Source organism: Methylobacterium sp. J-118 (assembly GCF_057836565.1).
Map to the genome: position 1 here is coordinate 3,583,374 of NZ_JBYQFA010000001.1, position 26,694 is coordinate 3,610,067.

The following is a 26,694-nucleotide window of genomic DNA, read 5'->3' on the forward strand; positions in this document are numbered from 1 at the left end:
GGATCGGACCCGTCAGGCCATCTCGGCCACCGCCGCCACGAGCCGCGCGATATCCTGCGGCCGCGACAGGCGGTGGTCGCCATCGGCGATCAGCGTGAGCACCGTCCCCTCGGCGGGAAGACGCCCGAGGATCTTCAAAGCGTGGGTGTACGGCACGTCCGCATCGCGCATTCCCTGCAGGATGTGGATCGGGCAGCCGGGATCGAGCGGATCGCCGAGGAGGCAGTTCCTGCGGCCATCCTCGATCAGGGTCAGCGTGATCGGGTCCGGTTCCGGCGCGTAGTCGCTCGGTCGCTTGAGGATCCCGTCCCGGACAAGGGCCGTGCGGGCCGGCTCGGCGAGACGATTCCAGATCAGATCCTCCGTGAAGTCCAGGGCCGGCGCGATCAGCACGAGGCCAGCGGTCTTGTCGCCTCGGAGCGCCCGATCCCGGGCTGCCAGACAGGCGATCCAACCCCCCATCGAGGAGCCGACCAGGATCGGCGCTGCCTCGACATGGGCGCCGAGCACCGCCTGCGCGTCCTCCAGCCACGACGTGATCGTGCAATTCGTGAACGTGCCTCCGGACTCGCCGTGGGCCGCGTAATCGAACCGGACGAACCTACGCCCGGCCTGAGCCGCCCAATCATCCAGGGCGGTCGCCTTGGTGGCCTTCATGTCCGACCGGAAGCCACCGAGCCAGACCACGGGCGGGCCCGAGCCGGGGCGCACGCGCACCGCGATGCGGCGCGTGGCGGCGCCCGCACCGACCGTGAGGTAGCTGAGCTCCGGATCGGCCATGCTGAACTCCAATATCCCTGTGCATGCACGGGAGAACGCGGTCCGTGAGCCGGTCCGGTTCAAACTCCGTTTACCGGACCGTAAAGCGCGGCGGCGATGCTCAAGCAATGGCAACGAGCATTTGGCAGATACCGGCCGGGGGCCTGCGGGTCCTTGCCGACGGTCCGCGGGCGGGTCACGGCCCGCACGGCCTGTCGGGCTTCCCCGGCGAGATCGGGGTGCTGGCGGGGGCGCGGATCCTCCAGATCATCCCCGAGCTTGAGGCCGGGGGCGCCGAGCGCACGACGGTCGACGTCGCCGGCGCCCTGGCGGCGGTCGGCGCGCGCGCCCTCGTGGCGACGGAGGGCGGACGCCTGGTCGGCGAACTGCAGGCCAAGGGCGGGCATTGGCTCCGTTTCCCGGCGGCGTCGAAGAATCCGGCCGCCATGGCGGTCAACATGCTGCGGCTCATGGCGCTCTGCCGCCGCGAGGGTGTGCAGGTCATCCATGCCCGGTCCCGTGCCCCCGCCTGGGTGGCGCTCGGGGCCGCGCGCCGCCTCGGCCTGCCATTCGTGACGACCTATCACGGCAGCTATTCCGGCCGGACCGGCGTCAAGGTGCTGTACAATTCGGTGATGGCCCGGGGCGACGTGGTGATCGCGAATTCGCGCTACACCGCCGACCTGATCCACAGGATGCATGCCGAGCAGGCCGGGGAGAAGGTGCGGGTGATCCACCGCGGCACCGACCTCGCGGTGTTCAATCCGGTCGCGGTCGGAGCCGGCCGCGTCGAGGCCCTGCGTCGGGCCTGGTCGGTGGCGCCCCACGAGCGCGTGATCCTCCTCGCCGCCCGCCTCACCGCCTGGAAGGGGCAGCGCGTGCTGATCGAGGCGGCTGCGCAGATGCGCGACCGGGGCGTCCCGGACCTCGCGGTGGTCCTGGCCGGCGATCCCCAGGGGCGGACCGCCTACGAGCGGGAACTCGACGCGCTGATCGCCGCCCGGGGCCTCGGCGCTGTCGTGCGCCGGGTCGGCCATTGCACCGACATGCCCGCCGCCTTCCGGGCCGCGTCTGTCGTGGCGGTGCCCTCCGTCGAGCCCGAGGCCTTCGGGCGCTCCGCCGTCGAGGCGCAGGCCCTCGGCACGCCGGTGGTGGTCTCGGACCTCGGCGCCGTACCGGAGACCGTCCTGGCGCCGCCGGATGTTCCCGCCGGCCAGCGCACCGGCTGGCGCGTCCCGCCGGGGGACGCCTCCGCGCTCGCCGGGGCGCTCACCGAGGCGCTGTCGCTCGGCGCCAGCGCCCGGGATGCCCTGGCGCGCCGGGGCCGCGCCCATGTCGAGGCGCATTTCTCGATGGAGCGCATGGTCGGCGACACCCTGGCGGTCTACGCCGCGCTGCTCGGCCGCAAGGGTTGAGCGACGGGCCTCATTCCGGCGCGTCGGTGGTCTTCGGATCGGCCGCGAACACCTCCCGGGCGGCGAACAATCCGTTCAGGGCCGCCGGGAAGCCGGCATAGACCGCCATCTGCATCAGGATCTCGACGATCTCGGCGCGGGTCAGCCCGACATTGAGGCCGGCCGCGATATGCACCTTGAGCTGCGGCGCCGCGTTGCCGAGGGCTGCCAGCGCTGCAATGGTGGCGATCTCGCGGCTGCGCAGATCGAGGCCGGGGCGGGAGTAGATGTCGCCGAACGGGAACTCGATCAGGTAGCGGGGGAAGTCCGGGGCGATGTCGGCCAGCGACGCGACGACCTGTGCGCCGGCCTGTCCGTCAATCTGGGCGAGGGCCTGCTGCCCGCGGTCGTAGCGGCTCTCGTCGGGGGCGGGTTGGGTGTGCGTCATCCTGCGTCTCCGTGTCGGTGCCGGCATATCCGGCGATCTTGGAGTCGAGGACGAGAAGGCAGGCCTGGAACGCGTCGATCCGGTGCCGGACCTGTTCGCGATGCCGTTCGAGCAGCGTCCGGCGTGCCGGGCCGGTGAGATCGCCCTGCGCCCGCAACGTCGCGTAGCGCAGCATCTCGCTGATCGGCATCCCGGTTGCTTTCAGGCGGCCGAGGAAGGCGATCCAGGTCAGGATCGATGCGTCGTAGTCTCGCCGTCCGGACCGGTCCCGGTCGGCGTAGGGCAGCAGGCCGATTCGCGCGTAGTAGCGGAGCGTATGGGCCGACAGACCGGACCGCTTGGCGAGATCCCCGATCTTCATGGACGCCTGGTCTCGTGACGACGCCGGAACAGGTACCGCTTCGAGCGCACTCCAAGTCAAGGGCGCCCACTCTGCGGATCGGGCCGGCGCCCGGGCGATTATTTCGCGTGCCGTGCCGGTCGGCCGTTGACTCTGGCCGTGCTTCCGCCAACGTAGTGTCCGGGCGGAACCGGAGCGGCTGGCGGTCGGGAGATCCTCGGATTGGGTCGTCCGGTCCGCTGTTTCGTCGTTGCAGCAGGAGACCGAAGCCATTCGTAGACCGATGAGAGCCATGCCGGCCCCGCAGAAGGACGGGCCGCGCGCCAACCGCGATATTCGCGGGGTGCGGGAAGTGCAGCTGATCGACGATACCGGGCAGAACCGTGGCGTCGTCGCCTTCTTCGATGCCCTGACGCTCGCCGAGGAGGCAGGCCTCGATCTCGTGGAGATCGCGCCGAACTCCGTGCCGCCCGTCTGCAAGCTGCTCGATTACGGGCGCTTCCGCTTCAACGAGCAGAAGAAGCAGAATGAGGCCCGCAAGCGGCAGAAGACGGTCGAGGTCAAGGAGATCAAGCTCCGCCCCGGCATCGACAAGCACGACTACGACACCAAGATGAAGTCGGTGCACCGCTTCTTCGAGGAGGGCGACAAGGTCAAGGTGACCCTGCGCTTCCGTGGCCGTGAGATGGCTCACCAGGATATCGGCCTGCGCCTCCTGGAGCGCGTCAAGAACGAGACGGCCGAGATCGCCAAGGTCGAGAGCGAGCCGATGCTCGAAGGCCGCCAGATGATCATGATCCTGGCACCGCGCTGATTCGTCCGCAAATACCGATGCCCAGCGCCGCCTCCTGACCGGGGCGGCGTTTTCATGTGGCGCTTCCGTGGGGCGACGCGACCGCCTATCTCCTGCCCATGGCCCTGGCTCCCGACGAAATCGAACGCTACGCCCGTCACCTCGTCCTGGCCGAGGTCGGTGGGCCCGGCCAGGGGCGCCTGAAGGCAGCCCGGGTGTTGGTCATCGGGGCCGGAGGGCTCGGCGCACCGCTGATCCAATACCTCGCCGCCGCCGGCATCGGCACGATCGGCATCGTCGACGACGACACGGTCTCGCTGTCGAACCTCCAGCGGCAGGTGATCCACGGCACGCCGGATCTCGGCCGGCCGAAGGTCCAGAGCGCTGCCGATGCGGTCGCACGGCTCAACCCGCACGTGACGGTCGTGCCGCACCCGCTTCGCATCGGGCCGGACAACGCCGTCGAGCTGATCGCCGGCTACGACCTCGTCGCCGACGGGTCCGACAATTTCGCCACCCGCTACGCCGTCTCGAATGCCTGCTTCCAGGCAGGGCGCCCGCTTGTCACGGCGGCGCTCGGCCGGTTCGACGGCACGCTCACCACCATCCGGGCACACGAGACCGGCCCCGACGGGACACCGAACCCGACCTATCGCTGCCTGTTTCCAAACCCGCCACCGCCCGGCAGCGTGCCCGCCTGCGCCGAGGCCGGGGTTCTGGGCGCGCTCGCCGGGGTCATGGGTTCGCTGATGGCCATGGAGGTGATCCGGGCCGTGGCGGGGTTCGGCGAACCGCTGGTCGGGCGTCTGCTGATGGTCGATGCCCGCTCCATGCGGTTCGAGACCCTGCGCTACGGCTGGGATCCGGACAATCCGCTCAGCGGTACGGGTCGTTCAGCCGAATAACGGCCCCGGCGGCATCCAGGGCCCTTCGGCCTCCTCCTTGCCGAGGCAGCATTTCTTGAACTTCTTGCCCGAGCCGCAGGGGCACGGATCGTTGCGCCCGACATCCTTGAACGGGTTGCGCTGCGGTTCTCCCGCCCCCTCGACGGTCCAGTCGAGCGCTTCGATCGCATCGTCCAGATAACCGTACTGGTAAGGGCCCAGCCGGTCCCGGTCCTGGGGCTTTGCCTCGGCCTTGCGCAGGGCCTCCTTGAACCAGTCGGCGTCACTGACTTCGTCGGTGATACGTCCGTCCGCGCGGGCTGCCGCGACCCGGGGTGCGAGGTCCCGGAAGCCGAGATGCGCGATCGTCTCCTCCCAGCCGACCCAGACCGGCGCCGCTTCGACGGCCGCCTGGGCGTCGTCGAAGCGGACCAAGAGGTTGTGCATTGCGGCGCGGTCGATCCGACCTTCCAGTGTCAGGAAGGTGCAGGCCGAGAGGAGCGCCATCCGGGCGTAATCATCGACGGTGCTGTCGAGGATCAGGCGGAACAGCGGCGCGGGATCGCCATCGAACAGGCTTGTCAGGACCTTCGCCAGGGTCGCCGTGAGGGCGTCGCCGAGCACCGCGTCGAGGCTTTCCTCGTCCTGGCGCAGCAGGCGCAGGAGGGGTCCGAGGGCGCGCACGTCCCGGGCCTGGGCCATGACGTGCAGGCCCCAGAAGACGAGGTTGGTCTCCTCCGGGGTGAGTTCGCGTTCATCGGCTGCCGCCTCGAGCAACGGCAAAGTCGCCTCGGCGACCGCCTCCGGATGAGTCAGGGCTTCCCGCAGCGCCGCGGTCGGCCGGTGTTCGGCCGCCGCGAGATCCGCGATGAGCAGGGCGATCCGATCCATCCGGCGCTCCTCAGCTCCGGAGCGTGGCGCCGGTCCGGCGCACGACCTCGGCCACGATCTTCGCGCTCACCGCCTCGATCTCGGCATCGGTCAAGGTCCGTTCCACGGGCTGCAGACGCACCGCGAGGGCCACGGATTTCGATCCCGCCGGGACGCCCGGGCCCTCGTAGAGGTCGAACACGTCGACCCCGGTGACCAGCTTGCGCTCTGCGCCCTGGGCGGCCTTGACGATGTCGCCGGCGGGCACGTCGCGGCCGACCACGAAGGCGAAGTCCCGCGACAGGGGCTGGAACTCGGACAGCACCAGAGCGGGCTTGGTCTTGGTCGGCCTGTGCTTGGGCGGGGGCAGCGCGTCCAGGACGATCTCGAAGGTCACGAGGCTGCCCTTGAGGTCGAGTTCCTGCAGCGTCCGCGGATGCACCTCGCCGAACCAGCCGATCTCGGTCTTGGGGCCGAAGCGAAGCGTCCCGGAGCGGCCGGGATGCAGCCAGGACGGTCCCCCGGCGGTGACCTGGAGTCCGCCCGTGGGCACGCCGAGGCTGCCGAGCAGCGCCAGGGCGTCGGCCTTGGCGTCGAAGGCATCCACCGTCTTGGCCGATCCGTCCCAGTGGCGCCCGGCGCCCTGCAGGGTGGCACTGCCCCGGCGGACCGCCGCGGCGCGGATCGTCTGACCCTCCGGCTCATCGGAGGCGAAGCACTGACCGACTTCGAACAAAGCGGCATCCGGGTGGCCGCGGTCGGCGTTGCGCTGCGCCGCGCGGAGCAGGCCGGGCAGCAGGCTAGGGCGCATGTCCGACAGTTCCGAGGCAATGGGATTGGCCAGCGCCAGATCGGCACCGCCGCCGCCGAACAGCACGGCATCGGTGTGCGGGACGAAGGACCAGGTCACGGCCTCCATCAAGCCGCGGCTCGCCAGAGCACGCTTGGCGGTCCGCGTGCGCTTCTGCATCACGGTGAGAAGCGATCCGCCGACTCCGGCGAGACGTGGCAGGGGCTTCGGCACGATCCGGTCGAGCCCGGCGATCCGCACGATCTCTTCGACTAGATCCGCCTTGCCCTCCACGTCCGGACGCCAGGACGGGGTGAGAACCTTCACCCGGTCGCCGGTGCCGGAGACGTGGAAGCCCAGCGTCTCCAAAATCAGCTTCGCCTCGGTGCGCGGCACATCGAGGCCGGCGAGGCGGCGGACCTCGGTCCAGGGGAAATCGATGATCCTCTCGGATTCGGGCGCCTCGCCGGCGACCCGCGCCTCACTCGGCGTACCGCCGCACAGATCCACCACGAGGCGGGTCGCCAGATCGAGCCCGGGCAGGGTGGAGGCCGGATCGACGCCGCGCTCGAACCGGTAGCGGGCGTCAGTGATGATTCCCAGGCGCCGGCCCGACTGCGCGATGTTGGCCGGATCCCAAAGCGCCGATTCGATCAGCACGTCCGTGGTGGTCTCGTCGCAGCCCGAGTCCTGGCCGCCCATGATGCCCGCGATCGATTCCACGCCGCGCCGGTCGGCGATCACCACGGTCTCGCCGGTGAGGGCGTGGGTGCGGCCGTCGAGGGCGCGCAGGCTTTCCCCCTCGCGGGCCCGGCGCACCGTCAGGGCACCCGACACCTTGGCGGCGTCGAAGACGTGCAGCGGCCGGCCGCGGTCGAAGGTGATGTAGTTGGTGATGTCAACGAGCGCGTTGATCGGGCGCAGCCCGATCGCCCGCAGCCGCGCCTGCATCCAGGCGGGCGAGGGGCCGTTCTTCACGCCGCGCACCAGCCGCAGGGCGAAGAGGGAGCACAGATGCCGGTCGGCCGGCTCGAAGGCCAGTTCGACCTCCACCGGGCAGGGGCCTTCACCGCGCAGCGCGGGCAGGGTCTTGCGCTTGAGCGTGCCGATCCCCGCGGCGGCGAGGTCGCGGGCGATGCCGTGGACCGAGGTGCAGTCCGGCCGGTTCGGCGTCAGGTTGATCTCGATCACCGGATCGTCGAGGCCGGCATAGAGGGCGTAACCCTGGCCCACCGGCGCGTCGGCGGGGAGTTCCAGGATGCCGTCATGATCCTCACCCAGCCCGAGTTCGGCCCCCGAACAGAGCATGCCGTGACTCTCGACGCCGCGGATCGTGCCCACCGACAGGGTGATGTTCTTGCCCGGCACGTAGGTGCCCGGCGGCGCGAAGACCGAGACGAGGCCGGCGCGGGCGTTCGGCGCGCCGCAGACCACCTGCACGGGAGCGCCGGCGCCCGCATCCACGGCGCAGACCCGCAGCCGGTCGGCATTGGGGTGCTGCTCGGCCGTGAGGATCTTCGCCACGACGTAGGGCTTCAGCGCGGCCGCCTTGTCGTCGAGCCCCTCCACCTCGAGCCCGATGCGCGTCAGCGTCTCGGCGATGGTGTCGAGGGACGCCTCGGTGTCGAGGTGATCCTTGAGCCAGGAGAGGGTGAATTTCATGGTGTCTGTTCTTGTTGCATGCGTCAGCGCGCCTTCACGATGAGAAGGATCGCAAGTTTCAATCGGTCTTCCGGTGTGAGCGTTTCGATAAGTTCGACGATCCGCCGGGCCTCCGCGATCTGCGTGAGCGTCCAGTCCTCGCTGACCGTCATGGCAGAAGATTTGTAGTCGGCGCTGTGTCGCGCTTCCTGAAGATCCTTGAAGAGCGTACCGATCCGAAGGATGTCGGACGAGATCGCAGCTGCTTCCTTGCCCGTCAGGCGCGAGCGCGCGATCCCATGGTCAAGCATACGATAGACCGGATCGCGGAGATCGTTCCCCTTGGTCCACACGCCGATCTGATCCGCGCAGACATAGCAAAGTTCGTGAAACGCCGCATAATAGGCACTGCTCACCGCTCGGCGCATCGCAGCCTTGCGCAGATTCTGCCGACCCTTCTGAGCGGCCAGCGTATCGGCGACTTCGAGCAGATCCGCTACCAGCGTGTTCCTCGAACGCGCCATCAGATCGCTTCCAGCCCGTCATCTCCGAGGATTTCGTCGTTGGCGAAATGTTTGCGCAGATAGGGAAAGCGCTCCTCGTCGAGATCGAGAAGGCGCCGTCGCAGATCAGCATGCGCATTCGATATGTCGGTGACATCGCGCGGATCGACGCCCGGACGGAAGTATAACGCCACGAACAAGGACGGATCACCGTAATGGTCGGAGCCGACTTCTACATCGAGGTGATCGAAGCGGTCCGGCCCGAGGGCGCGCGAGAAGATCTCGTTAGCGACGGACCGGACGTCGGTGTCCTTCAGCATCGGTTGTCTCCCGGACCGGAGCGTATCTTGTAGCTTACCCCGTCAGCCCGCCGACCAGACTCGGCACGTCGAGCGGCCTGAATCCGTAATGGTCGAGCCAGCGGACATCCGCGTCGAAGAACGGGCGCAGGTCCGGCATGCCGTATTTGAGCATGGCGATGCGGTCGAGGCCGACGCCGAAGGCGAAACCCTGCACGGCATCCGGATCGAGGCCGCAATTGCGCAGCACGTTCGGATGGACCATCCCGCAGCCCAGGATCTCGAGCCAATCCTCGCCCTCGCCGAAGCGGATCTCGCCGCCCTTGCGGGAGCACTGGATGTCGACCTCGGCAGACGGCTCGGTGAAGGGAAAGAACGACGGCCGGAAGCGCATCTTCACGCTGTCGACTTCGAAGAACGCTTTGCAGAACTCCTCCAGCACCCATTTCAGGTTGGCGATGTTGGCGCTGGTGTCGATCACCAGCCCCTCGACCTGATGGAACATCGGGGTGTGGGTCTGGTCGGAATCGTGCCGGTAGGTCCGGCCCGGGATGATCACCCGGATCGGCGGCGTCTGCGACCGCATCGTCCGGATCTGCACCGGGGAGGTGTGGGTGCGCAGGACCTTGCGCTTGCCCGCGGCGTCCGGGGCCAGGAAGAAGGTGTCGTGCATCTCCCGGGCCGGATGGCCGGGCGGGAAGTTGAGCGCCGTGAAGTTCAGCTCATCCGTCTCGATATCGGGCCCCTCCGCCACCGCGAATCCCATATCGGCGAAGATTGCGGTGATCTCGTCGATGACCTGGGAGATCGGGTGGATCCGGCCGCGCACCTCCGGCGCCTCGCGGACCGGCAGGGTCACGTCGATCCGCTCGGAGGCGAGGCGCGCCTCCAGGGCCGCCTCCGCCAGTGCCGCCCTGCGCGCCGTGACGGCGGCCTGCACCCGGTCGCGCAGGCCGTTGATCAGGGGGCCGCGCGCCTTGCGTTCCTCGGGCGTCATGGCACCGAGGGTCTTCAGCAGTTCCGAGACGCTGCCCTTCTTGCCGAGTGCCGCGACGCGAACCGCGTCGAGGGCGGCCTCGTCGGACGCCGCGCTCACCTGGGCCAGGAGGTCGCGTTCGAGGGTGTCGAGATCGGTCATTGCTGTCTTCGAGCAGGGTTGGCGGAGTCTGCCGTCGCGGCGTGCTCTCGCGCGTTGCGCGCCCGGGCGCAAGCGCGGGGCGGGACCACACAAACGACGAAGGCGCGGCCCCCGGGGGAACCGCGCCTTCCGTCCGTCTCGCCCCGGGCCTGGATCAGGCGGCCTTGGCGGTGGTCTGCGGCAGCGCGGCCTTCGCCTTCTCGACGACGGCGGCAAAGCTCGCCGGCTCGTGGATCGCGAGTTCCGACAGCGCCTTGCGGTCGACGATGATTCCGGACTTCGCCAGGCCGTCGATGAAGCGCGAATAGGTCAGGCCGTGCTCGCGGACTGCCGCGTTGAGGCGCTGGATCCAGAGGGCGCGGAACGTGCGCTTCTTGTTCTTGCGGTCACGGTAGGCATACTGCATGCCCTTCTCGACCGCCTGCTTGGCGATGCGGATGGTATTCTTGCGCCGGCCATAATAGCCCTTGGCGGCCTTCAGAACTTTCTTGTGCTTCGCGTGACTGGTCACGCCGCGCTTGACGCGGGCCATCGGTTATCTCCTGGTTTCGACGAAAGACAGTGGCAACTTGTATCGAAGACTTACCGCGCGTTCGGCAGGAAGTACTTCTTCACGTTGGCGGCATCGCCCTCGAACAGGGTCGTGGTGCCGCGCAGGTTGCGGATCTGCTTGGTCGTCCGCTTGATCATCCCGTGGCGCTTGCCGGCCTGGGCGTACATCACCTTGCCGGTGCCGGTGATCTTGAAGCGCTTCTTCGCGCCCGACTTGGTCTTCAGCTTGGGCATTTGGCTCTCCGTTGCGCAAAAATTCCCCGGGGCCGACCCGTGAGGGTCGGATGAGGATCGCGCGTTGATGCTTCTGGTGGAGCAGCACGAGCCGCCACGGCAGCCCTAATCGGCCGGGCGGTTCGACGCGGGGCGGCTTATGACAGAAAGCCGACGCGTCGGCAACGTCTCAGCAGCGGAGCGGAGCGGGCGGCCACGCGCACCCTGGGCGCGCGGGCGCCCGCCACGTGCGGAGATCGGTTTTCGTCCTCGTGATTCGGGGAATGCGGGGACAGCGCCCGCACCGCACAAAAGAGGAGGCGACAGGCGGGCGGCCAGGAACCATAACCTTGGCCGTCTGTTTCATTCATGTCCCGCTCAGGCCGGCAGGGTTAGCCTCCCCGTCAAATTCGGCCATTCAGGAGACACTTCGTGCGCATTGCCCAGATCGCTCCGTTGTCGGAGGCCGTTCCTCCGAAGTTCTACGGCGGCACCGAGCGCGTCGTCAGCTGGATTACGGAAGAACTGGTCCGCCAGGGCCATGAGGTCACGCTGTTCGCCAGTGGCGACTCCCAGACGGGCGCCAAGCTCGCCGCCTGCACGCCCGAGGGCCTGCGCCTGCTCGGCTATCGAGACCATACCGCCAGCCACCTGGCGATGCTGCATCAGGTGCACCGGCGTGCCCACGAATTCGATATCCTCCATTTCCACATCGATCTGTTGCAATATCCGATGTTCGAGGACTTGAACCATAAGTGCCTCACGACGATGCACGGTCGCCTCGACGTGCCGGATTTCATGCCGGTTTACCGGACCTTCACTGGGATGCCCCTGGTGTCGATCTCCGACAACCAGCGTCTGCCGATGCCGCCGACCTCGAACTGGCTGGCGACGATCCATCACGGCCTCCCGGCCCAGAACTGCCCGTTCTACCCCGAGGCCAAGGGCGGCTATCTCGCGTTCCTGGGCCGGATTTCCCCCGAGAAGCGGCCCGATCGCGCCATCGAGATGGCGATCCGCTCCGGCACACCCCTCAAGATCGCCGCCAAAGTCGACAAGGCCGACCAGGATTACTGGGACGAGGTCATCGAGCCGATGATCCATCACCCGCTGATCGAGTTCATCGGCGAGATCAACGAGGAGCAGAAGAAGGACTTCCTCGGCAACGCCCTGGCCCTCGCCTTCCCGATCGACTGGCCGGAGCCCTTCGGCCTCGTGATGATCGAGGCGATGTCGGCCGGCACGCCGGTGATCGCCTTCCGCAACGGGTCTGTTCCGGAGGTGATCAAGGACGGCGTGAGCGGTGTGCTCTGCACCTCGATGGACGAGGCGGTGGCGGCGGTCGACAAGGCAAAGGCCATGAGCCGCGCCGGCGTGCGTCGCCACTTCGAGGGTCACTTCACCGCCGAATGCATGGTCAACAAGTACGTGGCCGCCTACCAGGAGCTCGCCGCCCGCGGTGCGGACGTGATCAAGCTGCCGACCTCGGGGTTCAGGCCGCAATACGCTGAGGTGAACGGGTCCGCGCGGCCGGCCATCGCGGTCGCCGCGATGCCGGCCTGATTGGCGGCATCGGGCTTGCGGGTTCCCCCCGGGCCGGCCTAGCATCTTTCAGGCGACTCATCCGTTAGGTGAACGAGGGCCGCCGCATCAGGAGTGATGCGGCGGCCTTCTCGATTCACACCCTCACGACACCGGAGATGCCCTGCATGGCGGCGGACAACAGCGCGGCAGCCCACGATGCGACGGTTCGGACGGCGGCGAGCGCCGGACGCGTGGCGCAGGGCTTCCAGGACGCGGACGACGTGCTCCCGCCCTATCACATCGAGGCCCAGACCTCCCTGGTGGAACGGCCCCTGCGGTCGTTGAAGTTCGGCGAAGCGTTCGGCGTCCTGGATTCCTACGGCGATATCGGCGTCCAGCCCGGCCCGGAGGGCCTGTATTTCCAGGATACGCGCTACCTGTCCCGTCTCGAACTGACGGTGGAGGGGCAGCGTCCGTTGATGCTCTCCTCGGTGATGCAGGACGACAACGGCGCACTCAGCGTCGACATGACGACGCCCGACATCCGCCTCGACGCCCATGACGAGACCGCGATCCCCCGCGAGACGATCGCCATCGAGCGCACCAAGTTCCTGTTCCGCGGGGCCTGCTACGACCGGATCGGCCTGCGCTCCTTCGATTCCAAGCATCGCCGCCTGCGCATCGCCGTCAGCTTCGACGCGGATTACCGGGACCTGTTCGAGGTCCGCGGCACCGACCGCAAGGAGCGCGGCAAGCGCGGCGTCCTCGTGGCGAGCGACCGGGAAGTCCAGTTCCGCTACGTCGGGCTCGACGAGATCGTCCGGACCACAGGCCTGCATTTCGGCCCGAAGCCGGACCTGATCGAGCCCGGCCGCGTCGCCTTCGAGGTGGCGCTGCCCCCGGGCGGCAAGACCTCGCTGTTCATCCGCGTCACGTTCGAGGCCCACCGTGCCTTCACCAAGCCGCCCAGCGACACCATGGTCGGTGAGGATGCGGCCGCCAAGCTGACGCTGGCGGCCAATGCCGGCGGCGCCCGACGGGAGCCGAAGGACCTTGGCGAAGGCATGATCTTCGCCCGCGCCTACCGGGATTCCCGCCGCGACCTGCGCACCCTCACCGCAGGGATCACCACGATCATCACCTCGAACGACCAGTTCAACGAGGGCCTGTGCCGGGCCACGGCCGATCTCTACATGCTGGCGAGCCGCACGCCGGAGGGGATCTACCCGTTCGCCGGCATCCCCTGGTACTCCACGGTGTTCGGCCGCGACGGCATCATCACGGCGATGATGGCCCTGTGGATCGACCCGAAATTCGCTCGCGGCGTCCTGCGCTATCTCGCCTCCACCCAGGCCAAGGCCGTGGACCCCACCGCCGACGCCCAGCCAGGCAAGGTGCTGCACGAGACACGCCGCGGTGAGATGGCGATGCTCGGGGAGGTGCCGTTCCGGCACTATTACGGCACGATCGACGGCACGCCGCTATTCGTGATGCTGGCCTGGGAGTATTACGCTGTCACCGGAGACCTGGAGACCGTCCGGTCGATCTGGCCGGCGCTCGAACTCGCGCTCGAATGGATGGACCGCTACGGCGACCGCGACGGCGATGGCTTCGTGGAATACGCCCGCGACACCGACAAGGGCCTCGAGAACCAGGGCTGGAAGGACAGCCACGATTCGATCTTCCACGCCGATGGGCAACTCGCCAAGGGCCCGATCGCGCTGTGCGAGGTGCAGGGCTACGTCTACGCGGCCAAGCACGGCATGGCGAAGCTCGCGGCCCTGCTCGGGCACGATCCGATGGCCGAGCGCCTGACCCGGGAGGCGGCGGCGTTGCGCGAGGCATTCGACGCGGCGTTCTGGAACGAGGAGATCGGTACCTACGCCCTCGCCCTCGACGGGGCGAAGACGCAATGCGCGGTGCGCTCGTCCAATGCCGGCCACGCCCTGTTCACCGGCATCGCCAAGCCCGAGCGGGCGGCGCGGGTCGCCGAGACGCTGCTGTGCAAGGATGGGTTTAATGGCTGGGGCGTGCGGACCATCGCCAGGGGCGAGGCGCGCTACAACCCGATGTCGTACCACAACGGCTCGATCTGGCCGCACGACAACGCTCTGATCGCGATGGGTCTGGCGCGCTACGACCGCAAGCACGAGGCCGCGCGCATCTTCCAGGGGATGTTCGACACCTCGCTCTATCAGGATCAGAAGCGCCTGCCGGAACTGTTCTGCGGTTTCATGCGCCGCAAGCAGCGCGGACCCGTGGCCTACCCCGTCGCCTGCAGCCCGCAGGCTTGGGCGGCCGCCGCGCCCTTCGCGTTCCTGGCCGCCTGCCTCGGCCTGGAACTCGACCACGCGCGCAACCGCGTCGGGCTGAAGAACCCGATCCTCCCGGCCTTCCTCGACGGCGTGACGCTCTTCAACGTCAGGCTCGGGGACTCACGCCTCGACTTGCGGTTCCAGCGCTACGACGACGACGTCACCGTCTCGGTGCAGCGCCGCCACGGCGATGCACATGTGGTCGTCACCAAGTAGGAGTTCCGCCCGGGATTCCCGGCGCGGCCCGCTTCGGGGTAAGCGGTCCGCGCGGCATTCTCGGCCGCCGAGGACGGGTCCATGCCGGCTGATCACGACGCCCCGCACGCCGCGTTGCGCCTCGCGCAGGCCCTGATCCGCTGCCCCTCCGTGACCCCGGAGGATCGCGGTGCCCTCGACGTGGTCGCCGACGCGCTCCGGCCCGCGGGCTTCGCGATTGAGCGGCCGGTCTTCGGTGAGCCGGGTTATCCCGACACGCCGAACCTCTATGCGCGGATCGGCCGGGGCGGCCCGTGCCTGGTCTTTGCCGGCCACACCGATGTGGTCCCGGCGGGCGATGTCCCCTGGCGCCACGGCCCGTTCGACGGGGCGGTGGCCGACGGCATGCTGTACGGACGGGGCGCCGCCGACATGAAGGGCGGCATCGCCTGCATGCTCGCGGCGGCGCTGGCCCTCCTGGAGCGCCGCGGACCCGACTTTGCCGGCTCCATCGCCTTCCTGATCACCGGCGACGAGGAGGGGCCGGCGGTCAACGGCACCGTCAAGCTGCTCGATTGGGCGCGCGACCGGGGCGAGCGCTTCGACCATTGCCTGCTCGGCGAGCCGACCAATCCGGGCCGGCTCGGCGAGATGATCAAGATCGGCCGCCGCGGCTCGCTCACCGGCAAGCTCGTGGTGCTCGGCCGGCAGGGGCATGTCGCCTATCCGCACAAGGCCGAGAATCCGATACCGGGCCTCCTCCGCCTCGCCTCGGCGCTGATCGCCGAACCCCTGGACGGGGGGACGGCGCATTTCGATGCCTCGAACCTCGAATTCACCACCCTCGACGTGGGCAATCCCGCCACCAACGTGATCCCTGCGACCGCGCGGGCGACGTTCAACGTGCGCTTCAACGACGACTGGACGGCGGAGAGCCTGGGCGCTGAGATACGCAGGCGCCTGGAGCAGGCGGCCGGGAATGCGGTCCGCTTCAGCCTCGACCTTCAGCCCTCGAACGCGCCGGCCTTCCTCACCCGGCCGGATTCCTTCGTGACCCTCGTCTCCGAGGCGATCCGGGCGGAGACCGGCCTGACGCCCGCGCTGTCGACCACGGGGGGCACGTCGGATGCCCGCTTCATCAAGGATGCCTGCCCGGTGATCGAGTTCGGCCTCGTCGGCGAGACGATGCACCAGGCCGACGAGTGCGTGGCGGTCGCCGATCTGGAGCGGCTGACGGCGATCTACGGGCGGGTGCTGGAGGCCTATTTCCCGATCTCGTAATCCACACCCACGAAGGTCAGTCCGGCGGCCGGCGCCAGCGGCCCGCACCGGCGCTTCTCGCCGGAGGCGAGGATGTCGGCCACGTCGTCGGCCGAGAGCCGCCCGCAGCCCACGAGCATCAGCGTTCCGACCATCGCCCGGACCTGATGGTGCAGGAAGGAGCGCGCCGAGGTCGCGACTACGATCTCGTCGTGCAGCGCCATCGGCCCGCGGACGACATCGAGCTGCTCCAGTGTGCGGATCGGGCTGTTGGCCTGGCACTCGGCGGCGCGGAAGGCCGAGAAGTCGTGATGGCCGACGAGGCGCTGGGCTGCCGCGTGCATGAGATCGGCGTCGAGGGGCCAGGGCACGTGCCAGACCTGGGACCGGGTGAGGGCCGCGGGACTGCGCCGGTTCAGGATCCGGTAGCGATAGTGCCGTCGGATCGCCGAATGGCGGGCGTCGAAGCCGTCCGGAACCCGCTCGGCCGCGAGGATCGCCACCGGCTGCGGCCGCAGATGGGCGTTGAGCGCGTCGCGGACCGTGTCGGTCCGCCAGTCCTTGGCGAGGTCGAGATGGGCCACTTGGTGGATCGCGTGCACGCCGGCATCGGTCCGGCCGGCGCAGGTGAGCCGGCCCTGCTCCCCGGAGAAGCGCAGGATCGCGGCCTCGATCGCTCCCTGGACCGTGGGATCCTCGGCCTGCCGCTGCCAGCCGCAGAACGGGCCGCCGTCATACTCGATGACGAGCTTATAGCGGGGCATCAGCCGAGGCGGGCGCCGGGCGCCAGGCGGGCGCCGCGGACGAACTCCGGCCCGCTGGCGCTGTTGCCCTTCCCGGCCCGGCGCAGCTCCAGCAGCCGCACTGCGCCGACGCCGCACGCGACGGTGCCATCGGGATCGCGCAGGGTCCCGGGTTCGCCCGCGCCCTCGGTCGAAGTGGCGCGGAGCACCTTCACCCGCTCTGATCCCTTGCCGAGATCGGCCTCGAAGAACGCGCCCGGGGCCGGCGAGAGACCATTGATCCGGTTGGCGACCTCATCGGCTGGACGCGTCCAGTCGATCCGCGCCTCGTCGTTGGTGATCTTGTGCGCGTAGACCACGCCGTCGTCCGGCTGCGGCGTGTAGGTCAGCTGGCCCCGTTCCAGGAGGACGAGGGCCCGGGCCATCAGGTCGGCGCCCACCGGCATCAGCGCGTCGTGCAGCGCGCCGGCGGTCATGCCGGAGGTGATCGGGAGCCGCGCCTCCAGGGCGACCGGCCCGGTATCGAGCCCGGCCTCCATCCGCATCACGCCGACGCCGCTCTCGGCATCCCCCGCCATCACGGCCCGCTGGATCGGCGCCGCCCCGCGCCAGCGCGGCAGCAGCGATCCGTGCAGGTTCAGGCAGCCGTGTGTCGGCGCGTCGAGAATAACCTGCGGGAGCAGCATCCCGTAGGCCACCACCACCGCGACCTCGGACCGGTGCGCGGCGAACGCCGCCGCGGCCTCCGGCGTGCGCAGGGTGACGGGCGTGAGCACCGGCACGCCGAGCGTCTCGGCCAGGGTATGGACCGGGGAGGGGCGCAGGCTCATGCCGCGGCCCGCCTTGGCGGGCGCGCGGGTATAGACGGCGACGACGGTGTGCCCGTCCTGCGCGAGCCGCGCGAGCGTCGGCACGGCGAAGTCCGGGGTGCCCATGAAGACGACGCGCATGGCCGGCTCAGGCCGCGTCGCGCTTGGCCGCTTTGGTGAACTTCTTGATCACCCGGTCCCGCTTCAGCTTCGAGAGATGGTCGATGAACAGAACGCCGTTGAGGTGGTCGATCTCGTGCTGGATGCAGGTGGCGAGCAGCCCCTCGGCCTCGATCTCCTGCTCGGCCCCATCGAGGCCGCGGAACCGCACGCGGACCCGGTCGGGCCGCTCGACCTCGCCGTAATATTCGGGGATCGACAGGCAGCCCTCGTCGTAGACGCGCATCTCCGCCGAGGACCAGACGATCGCGGGATCGATGAACACCTGCGGTTTGCGGACACCCTCTTCCTTCGACGTGTCGATGGTCACGACGCGCCTCGCCACCCCGACCTGGATCGCCGCGAGCCCGACGCCCGGCGCGTCGTACATGGTCTCGAACATGTCGGCCACGAGGGTCCGGATCTCGCCGGTGATCGGACCCACCGGATCGGAGATGCGGCGCAGGACGGGATCGGGGAGGATGACGAGCGGGCGGATGGTCATTTCGGAAACCGGCAGGGACAGCGCCGGGTCGGATCCGGGCCGAGCGTCGAATAGGATGCGGGTGAAGACCGGTCAAATACCGCCGCGGGGACAGGCGGTTCGGCCGGCGCCGCCGCTAGAATGCCGTCCGGCTCCGGATCGCGGCCGTCAGCGTCCCCTCGTCGAGATAATCCAGCTCGCCGCCGACCGGGACGCCGTGGGCAAGGCGCGTGACCTTCGCGTCGCAATGCCGGATCGATTCCGTGACGTAATGGGCGGTGGTCTGACCGTCGACGGTGGCGTTGAGCGCCAGGATGACCTCCGTGACCTCGGGCCGGGCCACGCGCTCCACCAGGCTCGCGAGGTTCAGGTGTTCCGGCCGCACCCCGTCGAGCGCCGAGAGGACGCCACCGAGCACGTGGTAGCGGGCCTTGACGGCTCCGGAGCGTTCGAGCGCCCAGAGGTCGGAGACGTCCTCCACCACCACCAGGGTCGTGGGATCGCGCTCGGCGTCCCGGCAGATCGTGCAGGGCTCCGACGTATCGACGTTGCCGCAACTGGTGCAGACGACGATGCGCTCGGCCGCGACCCGCATCGCGTCGGCGAGCGGCCCGAGCAGCGTGTCGCGCCGCTTGATGAGCTGCAGCGCGGCGCGCCGGGCCGAGCGCGGTCCGAGACCGGGCATGCGGGCGAGGAGCTGGATCAGGCGTTCGATTTCGGGGCCAGCGACGGCTTGGGGCATCGTGCCTCTCGGCGGGTATCGACAGGCGCGGATCGGGCGCGCCGCATGGAAGTTGTCCGGCACGGGCTTAGCCCGCGCCGGCCCTCATGCAAGGGTGCATGAGCGCCCACCCCGAGCGGCGACCTGGCATGTGGGTATTCCAGAGCGCATCCGCGCGTTCGGGCCGGCAAGTCGATGCGGGTGACTGCTTACAGACGGGGGTTCCTGCGCCCGCAACTGTGATCGAGCCAGGTCCGACACGTTGCGGGCCGCAGATGAAGCCCATAATGACAGCGAAGCTTCGCCGCCTACTCAGTGGAGAGACGGGAAGCGACCGGGGAACGGAGATCCTGCGCGCGGCGGACCTGTACGACCGCGCGGACGTCTCCCCGGCAATTCCGGACGGTGAAGCCGTCCGGCTCAGTCGCGTCGACGGTCGAACAGGGGCCCGGGAGATACGCTCTTGACCAACATCGGTGATCACAACGCGGCCCATGGCGCGGAGGCCGCCGGCTTCCGCGACCTCAAGGCCGTCCACTGGAACTTCGAGGCGCCACGCCTCTACGAGGAGGCGCTCGCCCGCAAGGAGGGCCAGCTCGCCCGCGGCGGCGCCTTCGTGGCGACCACCGGTAGCCATACCGGCCGCTCGCCCAAGGACAAGTTCGTCGTGCGCGACGCCAGCACCGAGAGCGAGGTCTGGTGGGACAACAACGGCGCGATCACGCCGGGGCAGTTCGAGACCCTGCGCCAGGATTTCCTGACGCATGCCGCGGGCCGGGAGCTGTTCGCCCAGGACCTCTATGGCGGCGCCGATCCCGCCTACCGGGTCAAGGCCCGGGTGTTCACCGAGTTCGCGTGGCACTCGCTGTTCATCCGCAACCTGCTGATCCGGCCGGACCGCTCCGAGATCGCGGCCTACGTGCCGGACATGACCATCATCGACCTGCCGAGCTTCCAGGCGGATCCCGCCCGGCACGGCTGCCGGTCCAAGACCGTGATCGCCATCGACTTCGCCAAGAAGCTCGTGCTGATCGGCGGCTCGGCCTACGCGGGCGAGATGAAGAAATCGGTCTTCACCTACCTCAACTACATCCTGCCCGGTCAGGGCGTGATGCCGATGCACTGCTCGGCCAATGCGGCGCTCGACGCCGAGGGCGGCTCGGCGATCTTCTTCGGCCTCTCCGGCACCGGCAAGACCACCCTGTCGAACGATTCCTCCCGCCAGCTGCTCGGCGACGACGAGCACGGCTGGTCGAACGAGGGCATCTTCAACTTCGAGGGCGGCTGCTACGCCAAGACCATCCGCCTGTCGCGCAACGCCGAGCCGGAGATCTACGCCACCACCGAGCGCTTCGGCACGGTGATGGAGAACGTGGTGATCGATCCCGTCACCCGTGCGCCGGACTTCGACGATGCCTCGCTCACCGAGAACACCCGCTGCGCCTACCCGCTCGACTTCATCGCCAATGCCAGCGCCACCGGCCGGGCCGGGCATCCGAAGAACATCGTGATGCTGACCTGCGACGCCTTTGGGGTGATGCCGCCGATCGCCAAGCTGACCGGCGCCGAGGCGATGTACCACTTCCTGTCGGGCTACACCGCCAAGGTCGCCGGCACCGAGCGCGGCCTCACAGGTCCCGAGGCGACCTTCTCCACCTGCTTCGGCGCCCCGTTCATGCCCCGGCACCCGAGCACCTACGGCAACCTGCTGCGCGAATTGATCGCCAAGCACAGCGTCGATTGCTGGCTGGTCAACACCGGCTGGACCGGCGGCGGCGTCGGCACCGGACGGCGGATGCCGATCCGCGTCACCCGGCGCCTGCTGAGCGCAGCCCTCGACGGCTCGCTGTCGCAGGCCGAGTTCCGCCGCGATCCGTATTTCGGCTTCGCGGTGCCGGTTTCGGTCCCGGGCGTCGAGCCGCATATCCTGACCCCGGTGAAGACTTGGGGCAACAAGGGCGCCTTCGTGGAGACGGCGGCACGCCTGGTGAAGATGTTCGACGACAACTTCAAGCGGTTCGAGACGCATGTCGATTCCGATGTGCGCGCGGCCGGACCGACCGCCCAGGCGATCGCGGCCTGATCCCCGCTGACGGGCGGCCTGAGCGGCCGCCCGTCACCGCGGCGACTGCGCGATCAGGATGCCTGCCAGGGTGAGGGCGACAATCCCGAGGATCAGCGACAGCAACCGCCAGAACGCGAGCGGATCGCGCTCCAGCAGGGCGGGCGGCCGGGCATCCGTGAAGGCCGGGTTCGGATACCGGAGATCGTGGACGAATTCCGACAGGGCCTGATAGCGCCGCAGCGGGTTCGGGTGCACGGACTTCCGCAGCGCACCGTCGACCCAGGCCGGAAGCAGCGGCCGCACCCCGAGCGCCGAGGCGTAGCGCAGCCGGCGCTGGGCTGCCGGGGTCCGTGCCCGCGGCACCGCATCGCCGTAGGGGAGCCGCCCGGTCAGCATCTGATAGGCGATGACGCCGACCGCGAACACGTCGGACGCGGCGGTGGAGGGCGCACCGAGGAAGCATTCCGGCGCGGTGTACTGCACCGTCCCGAGGATCTCGCCCGGGTCGATCCGGGGATCGCCCTCGACGACCCCGGCGACCTTGGCGGCGCCGAAATCGATCACCTGCACGATTCCCGCCGCGTCGATCAGGACGTTGTCGGGCCGAAGGTCCTGATGGATCATCTCCAGGCGGTGGAAGGCCTGGACGCCCCGGGCGAGCTGCTCGACCAGACGGCGCACCGCCTCCAATTCGGGTGATGCGTGATCGTGCATCCACTGGGTAAGCGTCTGACCCTCGACATAACGCATGACCGTGTAGAGGTGGCTGCGGCGGCGTGCCGGCGGCTGGGCCTTGAGGACGTGCGGGTGGTCGATGCGCCGCGCGATCCACTCTTCCATCACGAAGCGGCGGCGCTGGGCGGGATCATCGCGCAGATCGAGCGACAGGACCTTCAGCGCCACCCGCACCCCGGTCTCCGCCTCGACGGCGAGGTAGACGCGGCTCCGGGGGCCCGAGTGGAGGATCCGCAGGAGCCGGTAGCCGTCGAACTCGGCCGGCGGATCGAGCAGCGGCGCGGGATCGAGCCCCTCGGCATCCCCGAGCAGGTCGGCCGGCGCGCCCTCCGGCACGGAATCGACCCGCACGATCTGGATCGTCAGGTTGTCCGGGCTGCCGGACGCGAGCGCGGCCGCGATGATGGCTGCCGCCGCCGCATCGAGGTCGCCGGCGGCCGCGATCGCGGCGGCGATCTCCCGGGGCCGGACATAGTCGTGGACGCCGTCCGTGGTGAGCACGAAGATGTCGCCGCCCGCGATGGCGAGCGTCTGATAGTCGATCTCCGCGCGGCCGGTCACGCCGAGGGCCCGGCCGAGATAGGATTCCGCCGCAGAGACCACCACGCGGTGATCCTCGGTGAGCTGTTCCAGGGAGCGGCCGGACACGCGCCAGATCCGGGCATCGCCGACATGGAAGAGATGGGCGGTGCGGGCTTTCAGGATCAGGGCATCGAAAGTGGTGACGTAGCCCCGGTCGGCATCGTGGGGATCGCGGCCGCGCCGCGTCTGGGCGTAGAGCCAGGAATCGGCCGCCGCGATGACCCGCTGCGCGGCGTTCTTCACGGACCACGTGTCGGGGGTGGCGTAGTAGTCGCTGAGGAAGCTCTTGACCGCGGTCTCACTCGCCGCCGCGCCGGCCGCGCTGCTGCTGATCCCGTCGGCGAGCGCCACCGCGATGCCCTTCAGGCCGAGCGCCGGCGGCGTCGGAACCAGCAGGCCGTGGAAATCCTGGTTCACGTCCTTGCGGCCGGCGGCACTGTGCTGGCCGACCGAGACCGCCAGGTCGCGGTGAGGGCCGCTCGAAACCCCGCTCAAGCGGCCGCCGCCGCATTGTCGCCCCGGCCCCGGTAGGACAGCGCCTCGGCGAGATGCAGCCGGCGCACCTGCGCCTCGCCGTCGAGGTCGGCGAGTGTCCGGGCGACGCGGAGGATCCGGTGGAAGCCCCGGGCGGAGAGCCGCATGGTCTCGGCCGCCTGCCGGATCAGGGCAGCCCCGTCCGCGTCGGGGCTCGCCACCTCGGTGATCAGGTTCGCCGGACAGGTGGCGTTGGTGGTGGCCGCCGGCAGGCCGCGCCCGGCGTAGCGCGCCGTCTGGAGCGCGCGCGCCGACGCCACCCGGGAGGCCGCCTCGCGCGAGCCCTCGGCGGGCGACGGCAGGATCAGGTCGGCCGCCGTGACCGCCGGCACCTCGATGCGCAGGTCGATCCGGTCGATCAGCGGGCCGGAGATCCGCCCCTGGTACTGCGCCATGCAGCGCTCGTTCGGGCCCCGCCGGCAGGTGTAGCCCGGCTCCAGCCCCTGTCCGCAGCGGCACGGGTTCATGGCCGCGACCAGCTGGAACCGGGCCGGATAGGTCACCCGGTGGTTTGCCCGGGCGATCATCACCTCGCCGGTCTCCATGGGCTGGCGCAGGCTGTCGAGCACCTGGGGGGTGAATTCCGGCAGCTCGTCCAGGAACAGCACCCCGCCATGGGCGAGGGAGACCTCCCCCGGGCGGGCGCCGAGGCCGCCGCCGACCAGGGCCGCCATCGAGGCGGAATGGTGCGGCTGACGGAACGGCCGTCGGTCCGAGAGCGCCCCCTCCTTCAGCTCGCCGGCCACCGACTGGATCATCGAGATGTCGAGCAGCTCGCGGGGCCCGAGCGGCGGCAGGATCGAGGGGAGCCGGGCGGCCAGCATCGACTTGCCGGACCCGGGCGGCCCGTTCATCAGCAGATTGTGGCCGCCGGCCGCCGCGACCTCGATGGCGCGCTTGGCCCCCTCCTGGCCCTTGATGTCGGCCAGGTCCGGCAGCGGCCCGGCTGGGCTCGCCACGGAGGGCTCCGGCCGGGCCATGACTTGGCTGCCCTTGAAGTGGTTGGCGAGCTGGATAAGCGAGCGCGGGGCGAGCACGTCGAGATCGCCCCCGGCCCAGGCCGCCTCAGGCCCGGTGGCGGCCGGACAGACCAGCCCAAGGCCGCGGGCCCCCGCCGCGATGGCGGCCGGCAGCACGCCGTTGACCGCGGTGATGCCCCCGTCGAGGGCCAATTCCCCGAGGACGCAATAGCCGGCCAGCGCATCGGCCGGGATCGCCCCAATCGCCGCCATGACGCCCAGCGCGATCGGCAGGTCGTAGTGCGACCCTTCCTTGGGCAGGTCGGCCGGGGCGAGATTGACGGTGATCCGCTTGGCCGGCAGCGCCAGCCCGGAGGCGATCAGCGCGCCGCGCACCCGCTCCCGGGATTCCCCCACCGCCTTGTCGGGCAGGCCGACCACGTTGAACACCACCGAACCCGGGATGATCTGGACCTGAACGTCCACCGCCCGCGCCTCGATGCCCTCGAAGGCGACGGTGGCGACGCGGATGACCATCGGTGAACATTCCTCGCGGCATCGGGCCGGGCCCCCTCAGATGTGCGGGAGAATCGCATGGCCCTCAAGAGGACCGCCCCAGCGACGCAACCCGGGGTCGCGCATTCCTGTTCACAGCCGGAAACCGCCGACCGATCGGAGACAGCCATGCGTCGCGCCACGCCCCTCCTCGCCCTCACGCTCCTCCTCGGCCTCGCCGCCGCCGCCCGGGCAGACGCCAAGCTGCCACCCGATCAACTCGCGAAGGTCGAGGCCGTCCTCCGCCAGCAGGGCATCACCGAGTGGAAAGAGATCGAGCTCGATGACGGGATGATCGCGGTCGACGACGCGATGGACGCCAACGGCCGGCATGTCGACCTGAAGCTCGATCCGAACACGCTCGCCGTGGTGAAGCGGGAGGCCGAGTAGGCGGCGCTTGCGTTCGGGCCGGGCCCCGGCCATATAGCCGGCGGGGGGTTGGCGAGGGACGTTTCACTCGCCAACCGGGTCAGGTCCGGAAGGAAGCAGCCCTAACGAGACCGAGCGGGTCTTCGTCCAGCCTCCCACCTCTTTCCCGCGCGCGGCAGCCCGATCCCGACCCGGCATGGACGCTTCGACCGGCACGCCTGACGACGAGCCGGGCCTGCCCGGGTTTCCAGCGCCCCCGGCCGCGGCGACGCCCTATCGGGTGCTCGCGCGCAAATACCGCCCCACCAATTTCGGCGACCTGATCGGCCAGGACGCGATGGTGCGTACCCTCGCCAACGGGTTCGCGGCCAACCGCATCCCGCAGGCGTGGATGCTCACGGGCGTGCGCGGGGTCGGCAAGACCACCACCGCCCGCATCCTGGCCCGGGGCCTGAACTACGCCCGCGCCGGCCAGCCCGATACCGGCCCGACCGTGTCGATGCCGGACCTTGGCCTCCACTGCGCGGCGATCATGGAATCCCGGCACATGGACGTGCTGGAGATGGATGCCGCTTCGCATACCGGCATCGACGACGTGCGGGCGATCATCGACGGGATCCGCTACGGACCGGTCTCGGCGCGCTACAAGGTCTACATCGTCGACGAGGTCCACATGCTCTCCGAGAAGGCGTTCAACGCCTTCCTGAAGACGCTTGAGGAGCCGCCGCCCCACGCCAAGTTCGTCTTCGCCACTACGGAGATCCGCAAGGTCCCGGTGACGATCCTGTCCCGGTGCCAGCGGTTCGACCTGCGCCGGGTCGAGGCGCCGGTCCTGCACGCGCACCTCGCCAAGGTCTGCGCGGCGGAAAGGGTCGAGGCCGAGGACGAGGCCCTGGGCGCGATCGTCCGCGCCGCCGAGGGCTCGGTCCGCGACGCGCTCTCCCTCCTCGATCAGGCCATCGCCCACGGCGCCGGGACGGTCTCAGCACAGAGCGTGCGCGACATGCTCGGGCTCGCCGACCGCGCCCGGATCCTCGACCTGTTCGAGGCGGTGATGCGCGGCTCGGTGCCGGCGGCCTTCGCGGAGCTGCGGGCGCAGTACGATTCGGGCGCCGATCCGTCGGTGGTTCTCTCGGATCTCGCGGCCTTCACGCATCTCGTGACCCGGCTGAAGGCGGTGCCGGAGACCGCCGCCGACCCGACGCTCAGCGAGGCCGAACGCGTCCGCGGCGGCCAGTTCGCGGACAAGCTCTCGATCCGCGCCCTGTCGCGCGCCTGGCAGATCCTGCTGAAGGCGATCCCCGAGGTCCAGGCCGCGCCGCGCCCGTTGGCGGCGGCCGAAATGGCGATCGTGCGCCTGGCCTACGCGGCCGACCTGCCGACCCCCGACGAGGCGTTGCGCCACTTAAGGGCCGAGGCGGCCGGCGCGCCTGCCGACGAACCGCCTCCGCCGGGGCGTCCGGCCCTGCCGCCAATCCCCGACCTGCGCGGCGGCGGCTCGGCCGCCCTGGCTGCGGCACCCCGCACGGTGTCGGCCGAGCCGCTCCCGGCCGCCGCCCCGGTGGCGCTGGCCGCCCCGGCCGCGCGGCCGGCCCCCGTCGCGCCGCCCACGCCGCGCCTGGGCCGGTTCGAGGATTTGATTGCCCTGGCGGATGCCAACCGGGACATCCTGCTGCGGACGGCCCTGGAGCGGGACATCCATCTGGTGCGCTTCGAGGAGGGGCGGATCGAGTTCCGCCTCGCGGAAGGCGGAAGGCCGAGCCTCGCCACCGACCTCGCAGCCGCCATCGAGCGCTGGACCGGCCGGCGCTGGGCCGTAGCCCTCTCGAAGGAAGAGGGCGCTCCGACTCGCGACGCCGCCGCCCGGGCGGTGACCGAGACGCGCCGCGAGAACGCCGCCGCCGACCCATTCGTCCGCGAGGTGCTGACGCGCTTCCCCGGCGCCGAGATCGTGGATGTCCGCGAGACCGCCGCCGAGGCGCTTCCGACCGCCGAGCAGCATATCCTGGGGGAGGGTGACGCCGCGCGGGTGGACGAGGTCGAGGACGATGATCCTTGAAG

General features: G+C 69.8%; 25 protein-coding genes and 1 other RNA gene. 10 read left to right on the plus strand and 16 right to left on the minus strand.

The genetic code is table 11. The features are described from left to right. Positions 1–12: 12 nt before the first annotated feature. Positions 13–780 (minus strand): alpha/beta hydrolase, encoded by a 768-nt coding sequence (locus tag AC3IF3_RS17280; RefSeq protein ID WP_489229656.1) that lies wholly within the window; start codon positions 778–780, stop codon positions 13–15. Between the two features lie 107 nt (positions 781–887). Between AC3IF3_RS17280 and AC3IF3_RS17285 the strand changes: the two genes are divergently transcribed. Next, positions 888–2,174 carry a glycosyltransferase family 4 protein gene (locus AC3IF3_RS17285; RefSeq protein WP_489229657.1) on the plus strand — a complete coding sequence of 429 codons (1,287 nt, stop codon included), beginning with the start codon at positions 888–890 and terminating at the stop codon, positions 2,172–2,174. A 10-nt stretch (positions 2,175–2,184) separates the two neighbouring features. Here the strand turns inward: AC3IF3_RS17285 and AC3IF3_RS17290 are convergent, their stop codons facing one another. Further along, complete coding sequence (locus AC3IF3_RS17290) at positions 2,185–2,601, minus strand: carboxymuconolactone decarboxylase family protein (protein WP_489229658.1); 417 nt, start codon at positions 2,599–2,601, stop codon at positions 2,185–2,187. Continuing rightward, positions 2,531–2,962, minus strand: a complete 432-nt coding sequence (locus tag AC3IF3_RS17295) for a MerR family transcriptional regulator (protein ID WP_489229659.1) — start codon at positions 2,960–2,962, stop codon at positions 2,531–2,533. Before AC3IF3_RS17295 ends, AC3IF3_RS17290 begins: the two co-directional genes overlap by 71 nt. A 271-nt stretch (positions 2,963–3,233) precedes the next feature. Here AC3IF3_RS17295 and infC point away from each other — a divergent pair, with 271 nt between their 5' ends. Beyond that, entirely contained in the window at positions 3,234–3,755 is a 522-nt protein-coding gene (infC, locus tag AC3IF3_RS17300; protein WP_243969688.1) for a translation initiation factor IF-3, read from the plus strand. A gap of 98 nt (positions 3,756–3,853) precedes the next feature. Then, positions 3,854–4,639, plus strand: a complete 786-nt coding sequence (locus tag AC3IF3_RS17305) for a HesA/MoeB/ThiF family protein (protein ID WP_489231323.1) — start codon at positions 3,854–3,856, stop codon at positions 4,637–4,639. On the opposite strand, the gene AC3IF3_RS17310 is transcribed toward AC3IF3_RS17305, so the two are convergent. The 7 genes from AC3IF3_RS17310 to rpmI form a co-directional block, all read right to left on the minus strand. Continuing rightward, positions 4,628–5,509, minus strand: coding sequence for a DUF1186 domain-containing protein (locus AC3IF3_RS17310; protein ID WP_489217416.1), 882 nt, complete (start codon positions 5,507–5,509; stop codon positions 4,628–4,630). The two genes, AC3IF3_RS17305 and AC3IF3_RS17310, sit on opposite strands and share 12 nt — an antisense overlap. Positions 5,510–5,519: 10 nt before the next feature. Continuing rightward, positions 5,520–7,940 carry a phenylalanine--tRNA ligase subunit beta gene (pheT, locus tag AC3IF3_RS17315; RefSeq protein ID WP_489229660.1) on the minus strand — a complete coding sequence of 807 codons (2,421 nt, stop codon included), beginning with the start codon at positions 7,938–7,940 and terminating at the stop codon, positions 5,520–5,522. A gap of 23 nt (positions 7,941–7,963) precedes the next feature. Next, positions 7,964–8,443 (minus strand): hypothetical protein, encoded by a 480-nt coding sequence (locus AC3IF3_RS17320; RefSeq protein WP_489229661.1) that lies wholly within the window; start codon positions 8,441–8,443, stop codon positions 7,964–7,966. Beyond that, entirely contained in the window at positions 8,443–8,742 is a 300-nt protein-coding gene (locus AC3IF3_RS17325) for a hypothetical protein (RefSeq protein ID WP_489229662.1), read from the minus strand. The genes AC3IF3_RS17320 and AC3IF3_RS17325 overlap by 1 nt, the downstream gene beginning before the upstream one ends. A 34-nt stretch (positions 8,743–8,776) precedes the next feature. Continuing rightward, positions 8,777–9,859: a phenylalanine--tRNA ligase subunit alpha gene (gene pheS / locus AC3IF3_RS17330; protein WP_489229663.1), complete on the minus strand. Its 1,083-nt coding sequence runs from the start codon at positions 9,857–9,859 to the stop codon at positions 8,777–8,779. 154 nt (positions 9,860–10,013) lie between these two features. Then, positions 10,014–10,391 carry a 50S ribosomal protein L20 gene (gene rplT, locus AC3IF3_RS17335; RefSeq protein ID WP_160534568.1) on the minus strand — a complete coding sequence of 126 codons (378 nt, stop codon included), beginning with the start codon at positions 10,389–10,391 and terminating at the stop codon, positions 10,014–10,016. A 50-nt stretch (positions 10,392–10,441) separates the two neighbouring features. Then, on the minus strand, positions 10,442–10,645 hold the full coding sequence (gene rpmI / locus AC3IF3_RS17340; RefSeq protein WP_007561407.1) for a 50S ribosomal protein L35: 204 nt from the start codon (positions 10,643–10,645) through the stop codon (positions 10,442–10,444). A 411-nt stretch (positions 10,646–11,056) separates the two neighbouring features. Here rpmI and AC3IF3_RS17345 point away from each other — a divergent pair, with 411 nt between their 5' ends. From AC3IF3_RS17345 to dapE, 3 genes are all read left to right on the plus strand, one after another. Beyond that, positions 11,057–12,187, plus strand: coding sequence for a glycosyltransferase family 4 protein (locus AC3IF3_RS17345; protein WP_489217421.1), 1,131 nt, complete (start codon positions 11,057–11,059; stop codon positions 12,185–12,187). A gap of 146 nt (positions 12,188–12,333) precedes the next feature. After that, entirely contained in the window at positions 12,334–14,679 is a 2,346-nt protein-coding gene (locus tag AC3IF3_RS17350) for an amylo-alpha-1,6-glucosidase (protein WP_489229664.1), read from the plus strand. Positions 14,680–14,760: 81 nt separating this feature from the next. Continuing rightward, positions 14,761–15,939, plus strand: a complete 1,179-nt coding sequence (dapE, locus tag AC3IF3_RS17355; protein ID WP_489229665.1) for a succinyl-diaminopimelate desuccinylase — start codon at positions 14,761–14,763, stop codon at positions 15,937–15,939. Here dapE and truA read toward each other — a convergent pair. The 4 genes from truA to recR all read right to left on the minus strand — a co-directional run bounded on the left by truA (position 15,921) and on the right by recR (position 18,855). Beyond that, complete coding sequence (gene truA, locus AC3IF3_RS17360; protein WP_489229666.1) at positions 15,921–16,682, minus strand: tRNA pseudouridine(38-40) synthase TruA; 762 nt, start codon at positions 16,680–16,682, stop codon at positions 15,921–15,923. The genes dapE and truA overlap by 19 nt on opposite strands. Continuing rightward, complete coding sequence (gene fmt / locus AC3IF3_RS17365; protein ID WP_489229667.1) at positions 16,682–17,611, minus strand: methionyl-tRNA formyltransferase; 930 nt, start codon at positions 17,609–17,611, stop codon at positions 16,682–16,684. Before fmt ends, truA begins: the two co-directional genes overlap by 1 nt. Positions 17,612–17,618: 7 nt before the next feature. Continuing rightward, positions 17,619–18,134 (minus strand): peptide deformylase, encoded by a 516-nt coding sequence (gene def / locus AC3IF3_RS17370; protein WP_243969709.1) that lies wholly within the window; start codon positions 18,132–18,134, stop codon positions 17,619–17,621. Between the two features lie 115 nt (positions 18,135–18,249). After that, positions 18,250–18,855: a recombination mediator RecR gene (recR, locus tag AC3IF3_RS17375; RefSeq protein ID WP_243969711.1), complete on the minus strand. Its 606-nt coding sequence runs from the start codon at positions 18,853–18,855 to the stop codon at positions 18,250–18,252. Between the two features lie 442 nt (positions 18,856–19,297). Here recR and AC3IF3_RS17380 point away from each other — a divergent pair, with 442 nt between their 5' ends. Beyond that, positions 19,298–20,917 (plus strand): phosphoenolpyruvate carboxykinase, encoded by a 1,620-nt coding sequence (locus AC3IF3_RS17380; protein WP_489229668.1) that lies wholly within the window; start codon positions 19,298–19,300, stop codon positions 20,915–20,917. 33 nt (positions 20,918–20,950) lie between these two features. Here the strand turns inward: AC3IF3_RS17380 and AC3IF3_RS17385 are convergent, their stop codons facing one another. After that, on the minus strand, positions 20,951–22,711 hold the full coding sequence (locus AC3IF3_RS17385) for a bifunctional protein-serine/threonine kinase/phosphatase (protein WP_489229669.1): 1,761 nt from the start codon (positions 22,709–22,711) through the stop codon (positions 20,951–20,953). Continuing rightward, complete coding sequence (locus tag AC3IF3_RS17390; RefSeq protein WP_489229670.1) at positions 22,708–24,246, minus strand: YifB family Mg chelatase-like AAA ATPase; 1,539 nt, start codon at positions 24,244–24,246, stop codon at positions 22,708–22,710. The genes AC3IF3_RS17385 and AC3IF3_RS17390 overlap by 4 nt, the downstream gene beginning before the upstream one ends. A 147-nt stretch (positions 24,247–24,393) precedes the next feature. On the opposite strand from AC3IF3_RS17390, the gene AC3IF3_RS17395 reads away from it, so the two are divergent. The 3 genes from AC3IF3_RS17395 to AC3IF3_RS17405 all read left to right on the plus strand — a co-directional run bounded on the left by AC3IF3_RS17395 (position 24,394) and on the right by AC3IF3_RS17405 (position 26,692). After that, the gene (locus AC3IF3_RS17395; protein ID WP_243969719.1) at positions 24,394–24,654 is read left to right on the plus strand and encodes a PepSY domain-containing protein; all 261 of its coding nucleotides are present in this window, start codon (positions 24,394–24,396) and stop codon (positions 24,652–24,654) included. A 41-nt stretch (positions 24,655–24,695) separates the two neighbouring features. Further along, positions 24,696–24,794, plus strand: an RNA gene (ffs, locus tag AC3IF3_RS17400) — signal recognition particle sRNA small type. A 35-nt stretch (positions 24,795–24,829) separates the two neighbouring features. Further along, positions 24,830–26,692 (plus strand): DNA polymerase III subunit gamma/tau, encoded by a 1,863-nt coding sequence (locus AC3IF3_RS17405; protein WP_489229671.1) that lies wholly within the window; start codon positions 24,830–24,832, stop codon positions 26,690–26,692. Positions 26,693–26,694 lie beyond the last annotated feature (2 nt).